The sequence below is a fragment of the Streptomyces sp. NPDC055140 genome (assembly GCF_053607285.1).
Window position 1 is genome coordinate 67654 of record NZ_JBSGTG010000010.1, and the last position, 17814, is coordinate 85467.

The 17814-nt window shown below is 71.3% G+C and carries 14 protein-coding genes; 5 read left to right on the forward strand and 9 right to left on the reverse strand.

From position 1 onward, the window contains the following. Positions 1 to 88: 88 nt before the first annotated feature. Both ACWFR4_RS20500 and ACWFR4_RS20505 read right to left on the reverse strand, forming a co-directional pair. Entirely contained in the window at positions 89 to 1396 is a 1308-nt protein-coding gene (locus ACWFR4_RS20500; RefSeq protein ID WP_453464813.1) for an amidase, read from the reverse strand. Positions 1397 to 1420: 24 nt separating this feature from the next. Continuing rightward, entirely contained in the window at positions 1421 to 2695 is a 1275-nt protein-coding gene (locus ACWFR4_RS20505; protein WP_453464816.1) for a glycoside hydrolase family 10 protein, read from the reverse strand. Between the two features lie 268 nt (positions 2696 to 2963). Between ACWFR4_RS20505 and ACWFR4_RS20510 the strand changes: the two genes are divergently transcribed. The 5 genes from ACWFR4_RS20510 (at position 2964) to ACWFR4_RS20530 (ending at position 8201) form a co-directional block, all read left to right on the forward strand. Then, a complete protein-coding gene (locus tag ACWFR4_RS20510) occupies positions 2964 to 4103 on the forward strand; it encodes a peptidoglycan recognition protein family protein (protein ID WP_453464819.1) in 1140 nt (379 codons plus the stop codon). 866 nt (positions 4104 to 4969) lie between these two features. Next, a complete protein-coding gene (locus tag ACWFR4_RS20515) occupies positions 4970 to 5245 on the forward strand; it encodes a hypothetical protein (RefSeq protein ID WP_453464821.1) in 276 nt (91 codons plus the stop codon). A gap of 346 nt (positions 5246 to 5591) precedes the next feature. Further along, entirely contained in the window at positions 5592 to 5798 is a 207-nt protein-coding gene (locus ACWFR4_RS20520; protein WP_453464824.1) for a hypothetical protein, read from the forward strand. A gap of 60 nt (positions 5799 to 5858) precedes the next feature. Continuing rightward, a complete protein-coding gene (locus ACWFR4_RS20525; protein WP_453653773.1) occupies positions 5859 to 6041 on the forward strand; it encodes a hypothetical protein in 183 nt (60 codons plus the stop codon). Between the two features lie 687 nt (positions 6042 to 6728). Further along, entirely contained in the window at positions 6729 to 8201 is a 1473-nt protein-coding gene (locus ACWFR4_RS20530) for a sialidase family protein (RefSeq protein ID WP_453464827.1), read from the forward strand. 362 nt (positions 8202 to 8563) lie between these two features. On the opposite strand, the gene exaC is transcribed toward ACWFR4_RS20530, so the two are convergent. The 7 genes from exaC to xylB all read right to left on the reverse strand — a co-directional run bounded on the left by exaC (position 8564) and on the right by xylB (position 17741). Continuing rightward, positions 8564 to 10087 carry an acetaldehyde dehydrogenase ExaC gene (exaC, locus tag ACWFR4_RS20535; protein ID WP_453464830.1) on the reverse strand — a complete coding sequence of 508 codons (1524 nt, stop codon included), beginning with the start codon at positions 10085 to 10087 and terminating at the stop codon, positions 8564 to 8566. A gap of 54 nt (positions 10088 to 10141) precedes the next feature. Beyond that, positions 10142 to 11440, reverse strand: a complete 1299-nt coding sequence (locus ACWFR4_RS20540) for a GAF domain-containing protein (protein ID WP_453464833.1) — start codon at positions 11438 to 11440, stop codon at positions 10142 to 10144. Positions 11441 to 11597: 157 nt separating this feature from the next. Continuing rightward, entirely contained in the window at positions 11598 to 12194 is a 597-nt protein-coding gene (locus tag ACWFR4_RS20545) for an N-acetylmuramoyl-L-alanine amidase (protein WP_453464836.1), read from the reverse strand. 60 nt (positions 12195 to 12254) lie between these two features. Further along, positions 12255 to 13286, reverse strand: coding sequence for an acetamidase/formamidase family protein (locus tag ACWFR4_RS20550; RefSeq protein ID WP_453653775.1), 1032 nt, complete (start codon positions 13284 to 13286; stop codon positions 12255 to 12257). Next, complete coding sequence (locus tag ACWFR4_RS20555; protein WP_453653777.1) at positions 13283 to 14809, reverse strand: APC family permease; 1527 nt, start codon at positions 14807 to 14809, stop codon at positions 13283 to 13285. The genes ACWFR4_RS20550 and ACWFR4_RS20555 overlap by 4 nt, the downstream gene beginning before the upstream one ends. Positions 14810 to 15019: 210 nt before the next feature. Continuing rightward, positions 15020 to 16225 carry an ROK family protein gene (locus ACWFR4_RS20560; RefSeq protein ID WP_453653779.1) on the reverse strand — a complete coding sequence of 402 codons (1206 nt, stop codon included), beginning with the start codon at positions 16223 to 16225 and terminating at the stop codon, positions 15020 to 15022. Positions 16226 to 16301: 76 nt separating this feature from the next. Continuing rightward, positions 16302 to 17741, reverse strand: coding sequence for a xylulokinase (gene xylB, locus ACWFR4_RS20565; protein WP_453653781.1), 1440 nt, complete (start codon positions 17739 to 17741; stop codon positions 16302 to 16304). Positions 17742 to 17814: the final 73 nt, after the last annotated feature.

A 17814-nucleotide genomic window follows, 5' to 3' on the forward strand; every position in this document is an offset into this window, starting at 1 on the left:
GCACCGGCCGCGTCCGGCACTCGTACCGCGAGCGAGACGGCGGCGAAAGCGCACACATACGTCACCGCCAGGAAGTGAGCCCGCGCGGTCAGCTGACAGCCGGCCGGCGACCGGCCCAGGGGAGTGCGAGTTCGAGGCTGCGGGACACCTGGAGCAGGAGGTCCTCCCGCCATGGCGCGGCGACGATCTGGATGCCGACGGGCAGGCCGGTGGCCTCGTCGTGGTGGACGGGGAGGGAGATCGCCGGCTGGCCGGTCACGTTGAACACCGACGTGAACACCCCCATCGGATAGCTGTTCCGTAATGCCCTCAGCGGATCGTCTTCGGTGCCCGTCCGCCAGGCACCGACGAGCGGCGGAAGGCAGGCCATCGACGGCGTCACGAGGAGGTCGAAGCCGGCGAGGAAGCCCTCGACGATGCGCCGCGACAACTGCTGTGTCCTCCGCACCCCTTCCGCGTACGCCCACGAGTCGATCGCGCGTGCCGCCTCACGCAGGACGCGATTGTGCGGCTCGACACGGTCCGGTGCCGCGAGCGTGATCCCGGCACCGCCGACGTTCCACAGGGTCGTGAACGCAGTGACCAACTCGTCGGTCGACGGCAGCGGAAGAGGGGTGTCGACGATGTGCCGCCCGGCCGATTCGAGCGTCCGAAGAGCGATGTCGACGGCTTCGATGCACGCCGGGTGCACGCGTATCCCGTCGATCGGGGAGTCGGTGAGCACACCGATCCGCAGCACGGTCGGCGGGACCGTCTTCATCGCGGCGGCGAAGGACGCCCGCGGCGTCGGCGGCGACCACCACGCGCCCGGATCGTGACGCGCCAGCACGTCGAAGGCCGCCGCGGTGTCCGCCACCGAGCGGGTGAGCACGCCGCCGGTGCCGAGACCCTCCACCTCCACGATGGCGTTCGTGACCAGGCCGCGGGTGGGTTTGAGGCCGACGAGGCCGTTGCACGACGCGGGGATCCGTATCGACCCGCCGCCGTCCTCGGCATGGGCGATGGGCGCCATCCCGGCGGCGACGGCGGCGCCCGCTCCGCTCGACGACCCGCCAGGCGTGCGGTCCGGGTCCCACGGGTTGCGCGAGATGCCCAGGGTGCCGCTCTCGGTGAAGGGCAGGCTGCCGAACTCGGAGGTCGTGGTCTTGCCGAGCAGGACGAAGCCCGCGTCCACGAACCGTCGCACGACCGGGTCCGATGCCTCGGCCGGTGTCCGCCCGGCGCCCGCGGACCCATGGGTGGTGGGCCAACCGGCGGCGTCAGCCAGGTCCTTCGCAGGTTCGGGAACGCGTCCGACCGGCTGGCCCGGCGGCCCCGGTACGGCTCGGACCTGAACGATGTCGAGTGAGCCCTGGTGCGGGATCTGCTGCCAGTTCCGGGTGACGTCGGCGCACATCGTGCAGTCGGCCAGGTGCTCAACTCATGGTGTGCGCACCCGAGTCGGGTAGTGGTCGGCGACCACCCGGCTCATCGCGCCGAGCGGATCGGCGGCGACCTGCGTGGCCGAGAAGTAGACGTTGCCGCGCACCTGTGGGTAGTGGGTGTCGAAGTCGAGGTGACGGGAGAGCTCGGCCTGGTCCTGCCACGCGGCGGGCTGTCCGGCGACACCGACCTTGTACAACGCCTCGCCTACGTAGAGCTGGACACGGGTGCCGGAGACGACGTTGGACCACCAGGGCACCAGCACGCCGTAGTCGGCGGCGGCGAACCCTATGTTCCAGTACACCTGCGGAACGATGTAGTCGATCCACTCCTCCTGAACCCACTTGCGGGTGTCGGCGTGCAGATCGTCGTAGGTCTGCACGCCGGCAGTGGTTGCCGAGCCCAGCGGGTCGGTGCCCGCGTTGCGCCACACGCCGAACGGGCTGATGCCGAACCGCGTCCGTGGCCGGATCCGCTTGATGCGCTCGGCCATCTCCCGCACCAGCAGGTCGGTGTTGTTGCGGCGCCAGGCGTCGCGGTCGGGAAAGCCTGTGCCGTAGCGGGCGTATGCGTCGTCGTCCTGGAACGTCTGCCCGGCGACGGGATACGGGTAGAAGTAGTCGTCCCAGTGGACCGCGTCGATCGGGTAGCGGCGGACCGCGTCGAGCATGGCGTCCTCGACGAAGCGGCGCACTTCGGGCAGGCCCGGGTTGTAGTAGAGCTTGCCCCCGAACGACACGACCCACTCCGGGTGGAGGCGGGCCGGGTGTGTGGGCGCCAGCGCGGTGACTTCGGTCGTGAGCGAGACGCGGTAGGGGTTGAACCAGGCATGCAGCTCCAGGCCGCGGCGGTGCGCCTCGTGCACGGCCGTCCCCAGCGGGTCCCAGCCCGGGTCGCGCCCCTGGACGCCGGTGAGGTACCGCGACCACGGCTCGTAGGGCGAGGGCCACAGGGCATCGGCGGTCGGCCGTACCTGGAACATCACGGCGTTCAGGCGCCGTTCGACCGCCACGTCCAGCAGGTCGCACAGCTCCTGCCGCTGCTCCTCGGGCGAAAGGCCCGGCGCCGAAGGCCAGTCGGTGTTGGCCACGGTGGCAATCCACATGCCGCGCAGTTGCCTGTGCCCGGCGCCGTGGCCGCCGGCTACCGGCGCGTGCTCCGTCCCGGCACCCGCAGCCGGTGTGTCCGCCGCCTGTGCGTTAACCGGCAGGGTCACGGCAGCGAGCGTGCCCGCGGCCGCGGCGGTGAAGGTTCTACGCGAGAGTCTCTCCATGTGTGCCTCCTGATCCTCCATCACGGTCCGCCGATAATGGGCCCGTTCTCTCCTTGGCGGCAACCACAAAATGGTCTAGTCCACTGTCGGATTCCTGCGGTTCTCTGCCCGGTGAGGGCTTGGCTGCGCAGTCGCCGGATCAGCTCAGCGGCGACAAGGCTGTTGGCGAAGAAACTCGTGAACTATGCCTGGTGGGCATGTCGTTCGCCGCATATTCTCCGACGGGTCGCCCCTCGACCCTGGTCTTTCCACTTACTTCGGAGTCCCCATGGTGACCCACGAGCACGAAGTCGATCGACGCACCCTGTTCCGGGTCGGCCTCGGCACGGCAGTTGCCGCTGTCGTCGGCACGGAGGTGGCGTTCCCCGCCGCTGCCGGTGCGACCCCCTTGCCACAGTTCCCCTGGATCATCGACTGCGACACCTGGGCTGCGCGGCCGCCGGCCAGCCCGATCCAGATCACCGGCAACACCACCAACAAGATCATCCTGCATCACATGGATTTCCCTAACGTCACGGACTACTCCCGTGAGCACGCCATGCAGCTGGCGCGTGACTGCCAGGACCTGCACATGGACACGAACGGCTGGGCGGACACCGGCCAGCACTTCACCGTCAGCCGCGGTGGCTACGTCCTGGAGGGTCGCCACCGCAGCCTGGAGACCCTCGCCGCCGGCGAGCACCAAGTGACGGCCGCCCACTGCCCCGGGGAGAACGGCAACGCCATCGGGATCGAGAACGAGGGCACATACATAACCGAGACCCCGCCCCCGGCACTGCTGCACTCACTGGTGAAGTTGTGCACCACGGTGTGCCGGCAGTTCCACCTGAACGCGTGGGACATCTTCGGTCACTGGGACTTCCGCCTGGGCACCGACTGCCCCGGCATCGCCTTCTACCGACTCTTCCCCCAGATTCGCAAGGGGGTACTGCATTCCATGGGCGTGTCGCCAGCCGCGGCACCGGCACGGCGCTGGCCGGACATCTGGCGGTTCGTCAACAGCCAGGTGGTACAGGTCGCCCAATACCTGCTGGTGAACGCCGGCTACAGCGACCTTTCCATCGACGGCGTGTTCAGCACCGAGATGAACACCGTCGTCGCCGACTTCCAGACCAGCCACGGTCTCGCTGTCACCCCCGACGCCACATTCGACACGGCCACCTGGGAAGCACTCGCGCCCTCCCTGGACAAGGACGCCTCCGGGCTGCCTGTCCAGGCCGTGCAGTATCTGCTCACCATCAAGGGCTACGCCGACACCGTCAGCATCACCGGCACCTATGACCACAACACCATGAAGGCGATCCAGGATATGCAGCGCCTGCACAGCCTCCACCCCGACGGCAGGGTCGACCTCAGCACGTGGTGTGCGCTGACCGGCGGCACCGTCCGTGAGGCTCTCACCCACTGAGCCATCTCCAGCCGACGGCCGACAACCGCACCCTCGATGAGCGGCCGCAAGGCCGCCCGTCCAACCTTCGCTTCCACGGCCATCACGGCGTCGACCTCGAAGCTGAGAACGCGGGCACCTGAAAACCCCGGGGGAATTCCGCTCAGTCCGGTCCGGTGACCAGGGGAAACCCGTGGTCACCGGACCGCGATGGTGTCCCGCCGAGTGGTGTGACAGCGATCTCCGCGTAGCCCTTGGTCATGGGGTGGCCACCGCGCAACTCTGTGGTGGCCCGTCGCGGCGATCGTCGCGGACAGCGTGCCCAGGCCCGCCGACCGCCAGGATCTGAGCTCCGCGCGGTATCTCCGCACGCTCGAGGAGCTGGCGGGCGGATTCGGGCGAGCGCAGGAAGTGCTGTCCCAGGTCCGCACGTACCTGGGAACCCCTGCTGCCTGCAACGCCGTGCGCGCGGCATTGGCTGCAGCAACGACGGCTGTGGCAGTGGCCGCCCTGCTGGCCCCCGCGAGCTGCCTCATAACCCACCGTCACGTCCAACGCCCCTTGTTAGGACCTCTAAGCGCAGGCTCGGTTACTCAGCGCGGCCGGTCCCGGGTGCCCAGGACGGGCGAGGGAGAGGATGCGACGCTGGAGTGAGGAGCCCGCGAGTGGAGGTCCGAGCGCGTCACATCCGGTCCTGGGCCCTCTCCTTCGGCCTGGTGACCGCGTCCCGGTACGGCTCAATGGCTGCGGCGCAGATCCGAGCGGTCAGTCTGTGAGACCGCCGGCCAGGGGCACCACTCACCGAGCGTCGCCAGGCGGCGTTACCGCGCGGATCCGGCCCGCCGGGACCAGGGCCGCGCGACCAACCCGGAAGGCAGGTGCGTCCCATGCGCACGTCGACCCGTATCGCCGGTGCCCTCACCGGCCTGACCCTCGCCCTCGGCGGTGCAGTCTTCGCCGCCCCCACGGTCCGGGCGGACATCCCCGCCTGCACACAGATGGCCGGACAGGCCGGAGCCACCGATTCCGGCGCCGTCACAGCGGCCTGCAGCCGTGGCGTGGTCGGAGACCTGCAGAGTTGTGTGTCCGGGCTGACCGGTGCCGGAGTGGCGGGCGGCGCCGCGACCGGTGCCTGCCGGGCTGCGGCCCACGAACCGCGTTAGCGGCCTCCCACGAACCGCGTCGGAGGACCGCTCGGCAGCCGGCCGCCGGTACCGGCCGGAGGCAGACCACGGCCCGTCTCCTCCCCGCCCCCCGGTGGGCAGCCTCGACGCCGAAAACATCGACGCCGCCCGGCTCCTCACCGACGCGCACGCGGCGTACCGATGCAGCCGTCGAGGGCGGTGACATCGTGCCTCTCCGGGGCCGGGCAGTCACCGCCCGGGCGCGGCGCCGACATCCCCTCGCGAGCCTCATGCGCAGCGCCCATGCTGAGTGGGAGGGCGCCGTCGTCTGGAGACTTGTCCTTCCCGAAGGCCGAACGAAGGCGCCTGAGAGGAGGAGGAAGTCATGCGCATGCGAAGAGTCCTGGGCCTCGCCCTGGCCGCGGCAACCCTTGCCGGCGTGAGCGCCGTCGGCGTTGCCGGCGCCGAGGCCGCCTCGTCTCCGAACATCACCAGAGACGAGTGCACGGCCGCCGGCGGCCAGGTCACGGCACGCCCCTACGCCGGCTACGTCTGCGCGATGCCTGACGGGACCTCGCAGCCGATCACTTGATCAGTCAGTGCACCGCTGGGCAACCACCCCGGCCGGTGCACCCGCCGCGGTGCGTACGGCGTGACGGCACCCGGTCCACCGTCAGGTGGCTCGCCCACGCCCGTCCCGACACCGCGGCACTCGCGATGGTGGACGCCGACCGCCTCGAAGCCCGGGCCGTCACCGCTTCGCGGCGTCCGCGACGTCATGAACACCGCGCTCGCCGCCGTCCTGAACGGCCTCGGCCACGTCGTCGTACGGTGACCGGCGAGGTTGTCCGGATTCTCCAACTGTATTGATCAGGAAGGTTGTTGACGCTCGGCAGGTCCTGAACACGGCGAAGACCTCCGGTGTGGTGGGAGTTGTCCAGGGACTCCGCACGGAGGTCTTCGTGTCCCACCGTGTTGCCCGGCGGACCGTCTTCGGCGGGCGGCTGCCGGTCCAGGGCGTCTGCTCGGGCCGACCGGTCGCGCATGGTGTGGCCCAGACGGGCACATCCCGTGCCACTGCCCACACTCAGGGCTCCACGACCACGACCGCTCCGGCCGTCCCCGACCCCCTTCCCGCGGGCCCCTCCTCGCCGCAGAGCCCCGCGTCTGCGACCCGCGCCGGATCCGTCGGCTCGGCCCCCACGGATCGGTCCGATACTGCGGCGTTCCGGCCTCGACCGTGCACCGGATCCTGGCGCGACACAGCTTGATACGGCCTGACGCGGCCTGAACCGTCCGGCCCGGCTCGACAGGCCCACCGGCCGGCTGGTCGGCCGCGCGGTGCTCCTCGACGACCCCGGGGAGGACTCCGTCGTTCGGCCCATCAAGGGCACCGGCGACAACGCCGAAAAGGATCAAGCGGAGTCGCCCCACCCCCACGTTCCGGTACGCCTCCGTGCCCCAGGCCGCCCCGATGACGGCGGTCCCGTACCCCGGCCGCGAGGCCCGGAGGAGATCCCGCATGCGCGTCTTCCTGCCCCTGACCGCCGTCACCACCGCCGCGCTCCTGCTCGTCACGGTCACCGGCGCGACTCCCGCCGCAGCGGACCGGAACCCCGACGGCACACGACTGGTCAAGGTGTCCCACGGCGACCCGTACGCGCACTGCACCATCGGCGCGAGGTCCCCCGACAGCGTCGTCTACCCGGCCACCGAGGTCGAGCCGTACCTGTCCGTCGATCCGCGCGACCCCAAGCGCGTGGTCACCGTGTTCCAGCAGGACCGCTGGAACGACGGCGGCGCCCGTGGCCTGGTGGCCGGCTGGACCACGGACGGCCACACCTTCCACCGGAGCACGCTGCCGTTCAGCCTGTGCGCGCCGGGCGGCGCGGACTTCGAACGGGCCACCGACCCCTGGGTGAGCACCGGACCGGACGGCATCGTCTACGCGAGCGGGGAGGGCGTCGACTTCACGAAGAGCACGCGCACCGGCCTCCTGGCCGTCACCTCCCGCGACGGCGGCCGCACCTGGCGGAACCTCACCACCACGCACGTCGACGGGCAGCCGTTCTTCAACGACAAGCCCTCACTCACCGCCGACCCCGTTCGCAAGGGCACCGCCTACCAGGTGTGGAATCGCCTCGACAACGCCCCGCCCGGTCCCAGCTCCCTCGACGGTCCGGGCTACATCTCCCTCACCCGCGACGGCGGCCGCACCTGGAGCGAGGCGAGGCGGTTCGTCGACACCAGCGCCGTGCCCAACACCCAGACCATCGGCCATCTGATCGTCGTCGACCGCCGCACCGGCACCCTGTACGACTTCTTCGACCGGATCACCTACGCCGACGACCTGAGCACCGTCCTCGAAGCCCGCTACGAGGTGGTCACCTCGACCGACGCCGGAGAGACCTGGAGCGCCCCGGTCACTGTGGCCCGGGACACCTCCGTACCGGAGGTCGACCCGAACGACCCCACCAAGCTGCTGCGCGCCGCGTCCACCCTGCCCAGCCCGGCCGTCGACCCCAGGACCGGCGCGCTGTACATGGCCTACGAGGGCTCGGACTTCTCCGGTGGAAAGTTCGACTCCGTCCAGCTCGTGCGGTCCACCGACCGTGGACGCACCTGGGGGACCCCGAAGCTGATCAGCCCCCAGGGCGTGCCGGCCTTCTCCCCGTCGATCGCGGTCGACGAGCGGGGCACGGTCGCGCTCACGTACTACGACCTGCGCTTCCTCAAGCCCGGCAACACCACCACCCTGCCCACCGCATACCAACTGGCCACGCTGCCGCACGGAAACCCGAAGCTCCGGACCGAACGACGGATCTCGCGGGTCTTCGACTGGCTGCAGGCGCCGTTCGCCGGGGGCTACTTCCTCGGCGACTACCAAGGCCTGGTGGCAGACGGCAGGGGAGTGCGTGCGGTACTCACCGAGACCCACTCCGGCGCACCACGGAACCGTACGGACGTGTACACCAGCCGCCTCCGCACCCGCTGACCGACGCGGACGCCGTCGGCCGGCCCGACCGCCGACGGCTGCGGACAGGCCTCGGACCCACTCCGTGACCAGCCCGATCGATGCGGTGGCCATGAGGTCGCCGACTCCGGCGAGGCCGGAGAAGGTGAGCGGGTCGGTTGGGCGGCGAGGCTTGGCCGCGTCCCGCCCGGCGGGGCGGGCCTGCTGCTCTGGGGTCGCATGAACGCGGTTTGGTTCGTGGCTGGTCCAGAAGTGGTGGTCAGAAGCGGGACAGGGGTGGGAGGAACTGGGCGGAACAGAGTGAATCGATTCTCGCTTCGAGCGAGTTGAGCCAAAGGCGCCTGCCGGGCAAAGGCCCAGGTCAGGCGCCTTTGCTCGAGCCTCTAGAAGAAGCCGAGACGCTTCGGCGAGTACGAGACGAGGAGGTTCTTCGTCTGCTGGTAGTGCTCCAGCATCATCTTGTGGTTCTCGCGGCCGATGCCCGACTGCTTGTAGCCGCCGAAGGCGGCGTGGGCCGGGTAGGCGTGGTAGCAGTTCGTCCAGACGCGGCCCGCCTGGATCGAACGGCCCGCCCGGTACGCGGTGTTGATGTCTCGGGTCCACACGCCTGCGCCGAGGCCGTACAGCGTGTCGTTGGCGATCTTGATGGCGTCGTCGTAGTCGGCGAACGAGGCGACCGAGACGACCGGGCCGAAGATCTCCTCCTGGAAGATCCGCATGCGGTTGTTGCCCTCGAAGATCGTGGGCTGGACGTAGTACCCGCCCGCCAAGTCACCGTCGTACTCGATGCGCTGACCGCCTGTCAGGACCTTCGCGCCCTCCTGCTGGCCGATGTCCAGGTAGGAGAGGATCTTCTGGAGCTGGTCGTTGGACGCCTGGGCGCCGATCATCGTGTCGGTGTCGAGCGGGTTGCCCGGCCTGATGGCCTCCGTGCGCGCGATCGCCGCGTCGAGGAACTCGTTGTAATGACCCTGCTGGATCAGCGCACGCGAGGGGCACGTGCAGACCTCGCCCTGGTTGAGGGCGAACATCGTGAAGCCCTCGAGGGCCTTGTCGCGGAAGTCGTCGTCCTTCGCCCACACGTCGTCGAAGAAGATGTTCGGCGACTTGCCGCCGAGTTCGAGGGTGACCGGCTTGATGTTCTCGGACGCGTACTGCATGATCAGCCGGCCCGTCGTCGTCTCGCCGGTGAACGCGACCTTCGCCACGCGTGCGCTGGACGCGAGCGGCTTGCCCGCCTCCACGCCGAAGCCGTTGACGACGTTCACGACACCCGGCGGCAGCAGGTCGGCGACCAGGCTCAGCCAGTAGTGGATGGACGCCGGGGTCTGCTCGGCGGGCTTGAGGACGACCGCGTTGCCCGCCGCGAGCGCCGGAGCCAGCTTCCAAGTGGCCATCAGGATCGGGAAGTTCCACGGAATGATCTGCGCCACGACACCGAGCGGCTCGTGGAAGTGGTACGCGATCGTGTCGTCGTCGATCTCGCTGAGCGAGCCCTCCTGGGCGCGCAGGGCACCCGCGAAGTAGCGGAAGTGGTCGATGGCGAGCGGGATGTCGGCGGCGAGCGTCTCACGGACCGGCTTGCCGTTCTCCCAGCTCTCGGCGACCGCCAGCTTCTCCAGATTCGCCTCCATCCGGTCGGCGATCTTGAGGAGGATGTCGGCGCGCGCGGTGGGCGACGTACGGCCCCAGGCGGGGGCGGCGGCGTGCGCCGCGTCGAGGGCGCGCTCGACGTCCGCCTCGGTGCCCCGGGCGATCTCCGTGAACGGCTTTCCGTTGACCGGGCTCGGGTTCTCGAAGTACTGGCCGAGGGCCGGCGGCACGTACTCGCCGCCGATGAAGTGGTCGTAGCGGGACTGGTAGGAGACGACTGAGCCGTTGGTGCCGGGCGCTGCGTAAAGGGTCATCTTGGCTGGCCTCCCGTGCGAGCCGCCCGCCGTTGGGCAGCTTTCGCACGGAGGCTAGGGGCGCGGACGTTGCAGATACGTTGCGTACGACGTCGGGGAGCCGGGCGCGGCCTGCTCCGCGTCGAGCTCCCTGAGGCGGGCCAGCACGGGCGGCGCGGGACGCACCGTGGCCAGCGCCCGCCACACGTCGAGATCCTCCTCGCCCCACGGCGCGTGCGCCCAGTCCGCCAGCAGGTCGGGGTCGCCCCGCGCGACGAGCGCGGCCCGCATCTCGTCGGTGAGCCTGCGCCGTATACGAACGACGGCCGGGGCCTGTGAGCCGGGGAGCAGCGGCCCGCCGAACGCGGCGGCCGCCGCCGTCACCGCACCCGTCCCCAGGCGCCGCTCGACCGTCCCGAAGTCGGACTCGACGGGGGACGCCAGACGGTAGGGGCGCGAGCCGAGGATGTCGGGGCCGAGCACCCGGCGCAGGCGCGCCAGTTCGGCCCGCAGCGTCACGGGCGTCACCGACTCGTCCTCGTACAGCGCGCACAGCAGCTCGTCGCCGGTCAGGCCCTCCGGGTGGCGGGCCAGCAGGACGAGGATCTCGCTGTGCCGGCGGCTGAGTCGGATCTTGCGTCCGGCGCTGGTGATGAGCAGGGCCTCGTCCCGGCCGAGCGCGGTGAGCCGGAGGCTGTCCGCGTCCGAGGGCGGCGGTGCGAGCAGCGCGAGCTGGGACTCCGCCGCACGGGCCACCGCCTGCACGAACGCCAGGCTGTGCGGATGGGCCAGCCCGTTCCCGCCCGTGATGTCGACGGCGCCGAGCAGCCGCCCCGAACGCGGATCGTGCACGGGGGCCGCCGCGCAGGTCCACGGCTGGACGCGCCGGATGAAGTGCTCGGCGGCGAACACCTGGACGGGCCGGTCCACCGCCACGGCCGTACCCGGTGCGTTCGTCCCCATCGCCGTCTCCGACCAGCGCGCACCCGGCACGAAGTTCATCGTCCCCGCCCGCTGCCGGGTCGTCCGGTCGCCCTCGACCCACAGCAGCCTGCCGTGCGCGTCGCACACGGCGAGCAGATGCTCGCCGTCCCGGGCGAACGTCCCCATGAGTTCACGGAACAGCGGCATGACCCGGGCCAGGGGATGCTCGGCGCGATACGCCCCGAGATCGCCGTCGCTCAGCTCCACCGACGCCGACGCGTCCGGGCTGACGTGCGCCCCGGCGGAGCGCCGCCAGGAATCGGCCACCACGGAGCGCACCGGCCGGGACATGGTCCCCGCGGCGGTGAACCTCTCGTGCGCGCGGCGCAGGACCCGGACCCGCTCGGACGGATCGGTGCCCGGCTCCAGGGCCACCCATGGATCGGTCAAGTCGGCCTCCCCGGCGGGCGATGCGGCGGTGCATCGCTGTGGGGACATCGTCGCGCCGGGGACGCATACGGACAAGCGTCCCGACACTGATCCGCACGGATGCGTCACAGTGCGTGCGCGCCGGGCAGGCCGACCCCGCTGCGGTCCTGCCCGCTCCTCAGGCGAAGTTGACCATTCGGATGTAGCGGGACCAGTCCCAGTACGGGCCTGGGTCCGTGTGGTCCGTGCCGGGGACCTCGGAGTGTCCGAGGATGTGTTCGCGGTCCATCGGAATGCCGTACTTGGCGCAGATCGCGGCCGTCACGTTGGCGGACGACTGGTAGAGGGCGTCGGTGAAGTACTCCGGCCGGTCGACCCAGCCCTCGTGTTCGATGCCGATGCTGCGGGTGTTGTAGTCCCAGTTCCCCGCGTGCCAGGCGATGTTGCGCTCGCGGACGCACTGGGCGATATGGCCGTCGGACGAGCGGACCACGTAGTGCGCGGAGACCTGCTTGGCCGGGTTCTGGAAGATGGCCAGGGCGTCGGCGTACGTCTCCTGGGTGACGTGGATGATCACGTAGTTCAGGGGATAGGTGGTGGGGCGGCTGGACGCCGTGTAGTTGGAGGTGCTGGCCGGGACGGACTCAGCGCCCGGATAGTCGACGGCCTGCGCTCCGGCAAAGGCGCGGGCGGCGGGAAACAGGGCTGCGGGCACGGCGGCGAGGGCGCCGGCCTGGAGTAACCGGCGCCGGCTCGGAAGTGGCCTTCGGTCCATGACGGGTCTGCCTCTCTGGTGGGGGCGGTGGGGCAGGGCCTTGTCAACGATCGTGTGTCGTCAGAAGGTGCGGTGGTCCGGGCGGGGGAGCGTCGCGGCGACGTCCCTCAAGTGCGCGTGCAGCCCACGGTGGGTGTCCCGTGCCGGCAGCCATTTCTTACGGAGCTTCGCCACGCACGTGTAGTTCGTGTCGCAGACGTTGGCGAGCGGAGACTCGACGGTCTGCGAGGCGAACTGGTACGCGTCGAGTTCACTGAAGCCGTAGTCGCGCTCCAGCCAGCGCACCAGGTCGAGTTGGGATATCCGGAACGCGTCCTCGAGGGGCCGCGCCGACCCCGTCGAGATGATGTGCGTGTCGGACTCGATGCGCGGCCACGGTGTGGCGACGCCCTTGAGGAGCTCGACGATCACGACGGTCCGCATGGCGCACTCGACGGCGACGCCGCACGTCTCACCCTCGCCCTGCCGCGCGTGCCCGTCGCCGAGGCTGAGCAGCGCACCCTCGACATTCACCCCGAGATAGCAGGTGACGCCCGCGCGCATCTCCGGCGAGTCCATGTTGCCGCCGTGCGCGTCCGGGACGAGGGCCGAGCGGACCTCGAGGTTCGCGGGCGCGACGCCGACCGTTCCGTGCATCGGATCCATGGGCAGCTCGACCTGGAGGTCGCTGTCGTGCGCGGTGAACCGGGCGGTGCGGCGCTCCCGGTCGAGGTGCCACATCCATACGACCTCGGGCAGCGGCGGCTGGAGTGTTGCCGTGGTGTGGGTGGACGTGAGCGCGCCGAAGAGCGGGACCGTCGTGGACGCCGCCCAGTCGCGGGCCGGTTCGACGGACACGAAGTGCACCGCGACCGTGTCACCGGGTTCGGCACCCTCGATGTGGAAGGGCCCGGTCTGCGGATTGAGGAACGGGAACTCGCACACCTGCGACACCAGGTCCTTCTCGGACCGCACCCGCCCACCGAAACAGTCCTCCGTGTACAGGTCCAGGACCGTGCCCGGCGCGATCCTGGCGACGGGTGGCGCCCCGCCGAACGTGTAGGCGTACTCGCCCGGTTCGGGCCGCACGGTCAGGATCCGGGGGTCGCTCATCGCTGTACTGCTCCGCTCTGTGAGGTGGGCGCGTCAGGGTCCGCGCCCCGGTCCAGTTCTCCGTCCGGCGCGTCGTCGTCGAGATGGACGCGTCCGGTCTCCGCGATACGTTCCGGATGGCGCCGCACGAGCACTGCGAGCACCACGATCCCCGCGAGCATCCACAAGGCGACGACCGGGCCCGCGTAGGACACCGGCGCCGTCAGCTCCGACACGAAGTCGAAGACCGGCAGGCCCGCGGCCGTCAGCAGCGCGGGCACGAAGGCGACGATGCCGAGGAGCGGGAAGACGAGATGGCGCACCGGGCGCAGCGCGGAGCGACCGCGACGCAGGAAGTACCCGGCACAGGAGAGGTTCGCCACGATGTACACGCCGATGATGACCGTGACGATCACCGTCGCCAGGAGCAGGAACGCCGTCACCGGGTCGTAGGCGAAACCGAGCCCGAGCATCGCCGCGACCGCGACGACGAACTGGACGGCGACGCCGGTGACGGGGGAGCGGCGCTGCGGGTGCAGGCGCGCGAAGCCGCGCGGGAAGACGCCGATGCGGCCGAGAGCGAACGCCGTGCGCGTCGAGACGTTGGCGCACGCGTTGGCGTTCGCGATCGTCGAGTTCACCACGGCAAGGAACACCAGGACCCAGAAGAGGCCGAACGACGCGCGGGCCACGCCCTCCCACGACGCGGCGCCCTGCGCCCCGAACGTCGCGAACTTGCCGGGCCCGAAGTACACCGACATCGCGTACGTCGTCAGTACGTAGAAGAGCCCGATCGCCAGGGCCGCCCCGAGGACCGCCCGGTGCATGGTGCGCCGTGGGTCGCGGGTCTCCTCGGCGAGGGGCGCCGCCGCCTCGAACCCGGCGAACGCCAGCACCGTGTACACCGAACCGGCGAAGACGCCGCTCAAGCCCTCGTACCCCGGTGCCGTGTGCGAAGTGCCGAACACCGAAAGGGTGTTGTGGCTGCCGGCCTTCGAGATCAGCAGGATCGCGAACGCCAGGAAGACGACCACTTCGAAAGCGCCGAGCACCGTCCCGAAGCGGGCCGACGCCCGCACGCCGAAGTAGCCTGCCACAGCGATGATCACCGCTCCGGCGAGCGACCACGGCCACCACAGATCCGCGGGGTACGACGACCACTCGTTGTGCAGCGTCCCGGCCGTGGTGAAGCCCAGTTGGAGCAGAAGCAGAGGCGGCACGAGGGCCTCCACGAACACATAGCCCCAGCCGACGAGGAACCCCACGCTCGGATGGAGGCCGCGCGCGGCGTACGTCGATACGGAGCCGGCCGCGGGCAGTTCGCGTGCCAGCTCCGCCACGCACGACGCCGTGAACAGGCAGGCCACCAGCGCGATCAGCACGGACAGCGGCAGACTGCCGCCCGCGAACGCCGTACCCGCCGGGATCGACGCGGCGACCGCGGCCGCCGGCGCCATCGCCGTAATGCTCTGGAACAGGACCTCGCGCAGCCCGATCGCCCCGCGCCGCAGCCCCGTACCGCTCTGAACGCTTGCCCCCGACACCTGAATCCCCCGATCCACGTGGACGCGCGCCACCGCGCCGAGGCGGTGGCGTCCCGCGTGAATTACGTTAAGGGCCTTGGCGGTTGGGGCGGAAGAGGGCGCGGCACGCCTGTGGATAACTCGCCGGCTGTGAACAACCGCACGTCAGAGGTCCGAACCTCTGGCACTTCCCGCGTCACGGCGCAGGGGCTTCCCACGACCACCGGCGTCCTATGCGGCCACCGCCACCGGATCGTCGAGCACCGCCCGCACCACCGAGTGCGCCGCCCCCAGCAGAGGGCCGTCGGACCCCAGGCGCGACACCGTCACCCCGGCGGCCGGCGTCGCCGTCCGGCGCGTCAACTCCCGTTCCAGCGCGGGCAGTAGCCACGGAGCGAGTCGCGACAGCGCCCCGCCGAGCACGACCGCCCGAGGATCGAGGAGGTTCACCGCCCCGGTCAGTGCGATACCCAGGGCTGCCCCGGCCCCGCGCAGCGCCCGCCGCGCATCCGTGTCCCCTGCCGCGGCGCGCTCGGCGAGCAGGCCCACCCGGTCCTCGCCGGGCCCCAGCCCGGCCGCCCGCAGCACGGCCTCCTCGCCCGCGTACTGCTCCAGACAGCCGCGCCCTCCGCAGGGGCACGCCGGGCCCTCCGGGCGAACCGGAACGTGCCCCAACTCGCCCGCGAATCCACGGGTTCCGCGCAGCAGTTTGCCGTCGACGACGAGCGCGGCGCCGATGCCGATCTCGGCCGAGACGTGCAGGAAGTCGGCTGGGGTGTCCTCGCCGAGCCAGAGCTCGGCGAGGGCCCCGAAATTCGCCTCGTTGTCGACGCTCAGCGGCAGAACGGAGAGTGCCTCGGTCGGCGTCGGCAGCAGCGCGGAGACGTCCGTGTCGTGCCAGTCCAGGTTGGGCGCCCGGACCACCGTGGGGGTGCCGCGCGCGACCAGGCCCGGCACCGCGACCGCGAGGCCCGCCGGGCGCAGCCCCTCCTGTTCGGCACGGGCCGTCACCTCCCGGACCAGCACCGACAGTTCCTTCAGGACGGGTCCGGGCGCGCGCCCGCGGTTGGCGACGCGCCGCACGGCACGCGCGCGTACTGCGCCGCTCAGATCGACCGCGCACGCCGCGAGATGGTCGACGCCCACCTCGGCCCCGATCCCGGCGGGGCCGCGGCGGCTGACCGCGAGCGCCGAGCCGGGACGCCCGACCCGGCCGGGCCGCTGCGGGCCGAGCTCCTCGATCAGACCCGACCGGATCAGTTCGTCGACGAGAGTCGAGACCGCGGCCCTGGTCAGCCCGATGTGCTGGGCGACCGTGGCCCGTGACAACGGGCCGTCGGTGGCGACGGCGTGCATGACCCGCGAGAGGTTGCGCCGGCGCATGCCCTGCTGGGTGTCGGGCGTGCCGGGCCGGGGCTCGTGCAGTGGTGCGGTCATGCCTCCGGACGCTCCCATGGGGTCGGGCCGGCGCACGGGGCCGTCGGCCTTCCTGGATCCTCGGTCGGCCGGGTGGTCAGCGCGGGCCCCTGTCCAGGAGCGGGGCCGCGTCGGAGAGTACCCCGGAGATCCGTGCCAGCGCCGCCGCGTCCTGCTCCACGGGGTCGAGAACCGGCCCCTGCGCCGTGCCCCAGCGCCGGGCCACCGCCGCCGGATCCTCCCCGGTCAGCAGCCCGGCGGCCTGTGCCGCGGCGCCGAGCGCGACCAGCTCACGGGCCTCGGGCACCTGCACGGCGCGACCCGAGAGCCGTCGTACGGTCTGCTGCCAGGCCGTTCCCCGGGCGCCGCCCCCGATGAGCAGCAGTGGCACGGACAGGTCGGCGTCTGCGTCGAGGACGAGGTCGAGCGCGCCCAGGAGCGCGTGGACGGCGCCGTCGTAGGCGGCCTGCAGAAGCTGCCCTCCCGTGGTGTCGTGCCGCAGCCCGTGCAACAGTCCTGAGGCGTTCGGCAGATCGGGGGTGCGCTCGCCGTCCAGGTACGGCAGCAGCGTGATGTCGCCGCCGGGTTCCACGGCCTCGCGGTCCAGGCCGAGCAGCGCGGCGACCCGGTCGACGGCCAGCGTGCAGTTCAGGGTGCACGCGAGCGGCAGCCAGTCGCCGCGCGCGTCGGCGAAGCCGGCGACGGTGCCGGTCGGGTCCGCGGGACGATGCCGCGACACCGCGTACACCGTGCCTGACGTGCCGAGGCTGAGGACGGGGGTGCCGGGCCGGAGGCCGAGGCCGAGAGCGGCCGCCGCGTTGTCGCCCGTGCCGGCGGCCACCAACGTCCCCTTGGAGAACGGCAGTTCGCCCGAGCCGTGGACGGTGCCGGCCACCTCTCCGGGGCGTACGACCCGGGGGAGCAGCGCCGGATCGAGGCCCACGCGCGCGAGGATGTCGTCGTCGTACGACTCCGTGGCCGATGCCCACCAGCCCGTGCCCGAGGCGTCGCCCCGGTCCGTCGTGCCGTCGCCGGTCAGCCGCTGTGTGAGGTAGTCGTGCGGCAGCCGTACCGCGGCCGTGGCGCGTCCGGCGTCCGGCTCGTGCTCGGCCAGCCACGCCCACTTCGTGACGGTGAACGAGGCTCCCGGCACGCTGCCCACCCGCTCGGCCCACGCCTTGGGTCCGCCCATCTCGTTGATGAGGCGGCGGGCCTGGGGCGCCGAGCGCACGTCGTTCCAGAGCAGTGCGGGACGCACCGGCCGGCCCGCGGCGTCCAGGGTGACCAGGCCGTGCTGCTGACCTCCGACCGACACCGCGGAGGCCCGGTGCGCCGCGTCCCCGCACTGGCGCAGCGCCTCGCACAGGGCGGTCCACCACTGCTCGGGGTCGCTCTCGCGGCCCTGCCCCGCGCTCACCGTGTGCGGTGCCTGGCCGCTCGCCACGACCGCGCCCGTGGCGGCGTCGACGACCAGGGCTTTCGTGGACTGCGTGGAGCTGTCCACCCCGACGACGAGTGGTCCATCGGCTGATGACATCCGGCTCTCCCGTTCCCGACAAGACGATTCCGTGGCTGTCCGAGGTACCTGTGACAGAGCGTTCACCCAATGC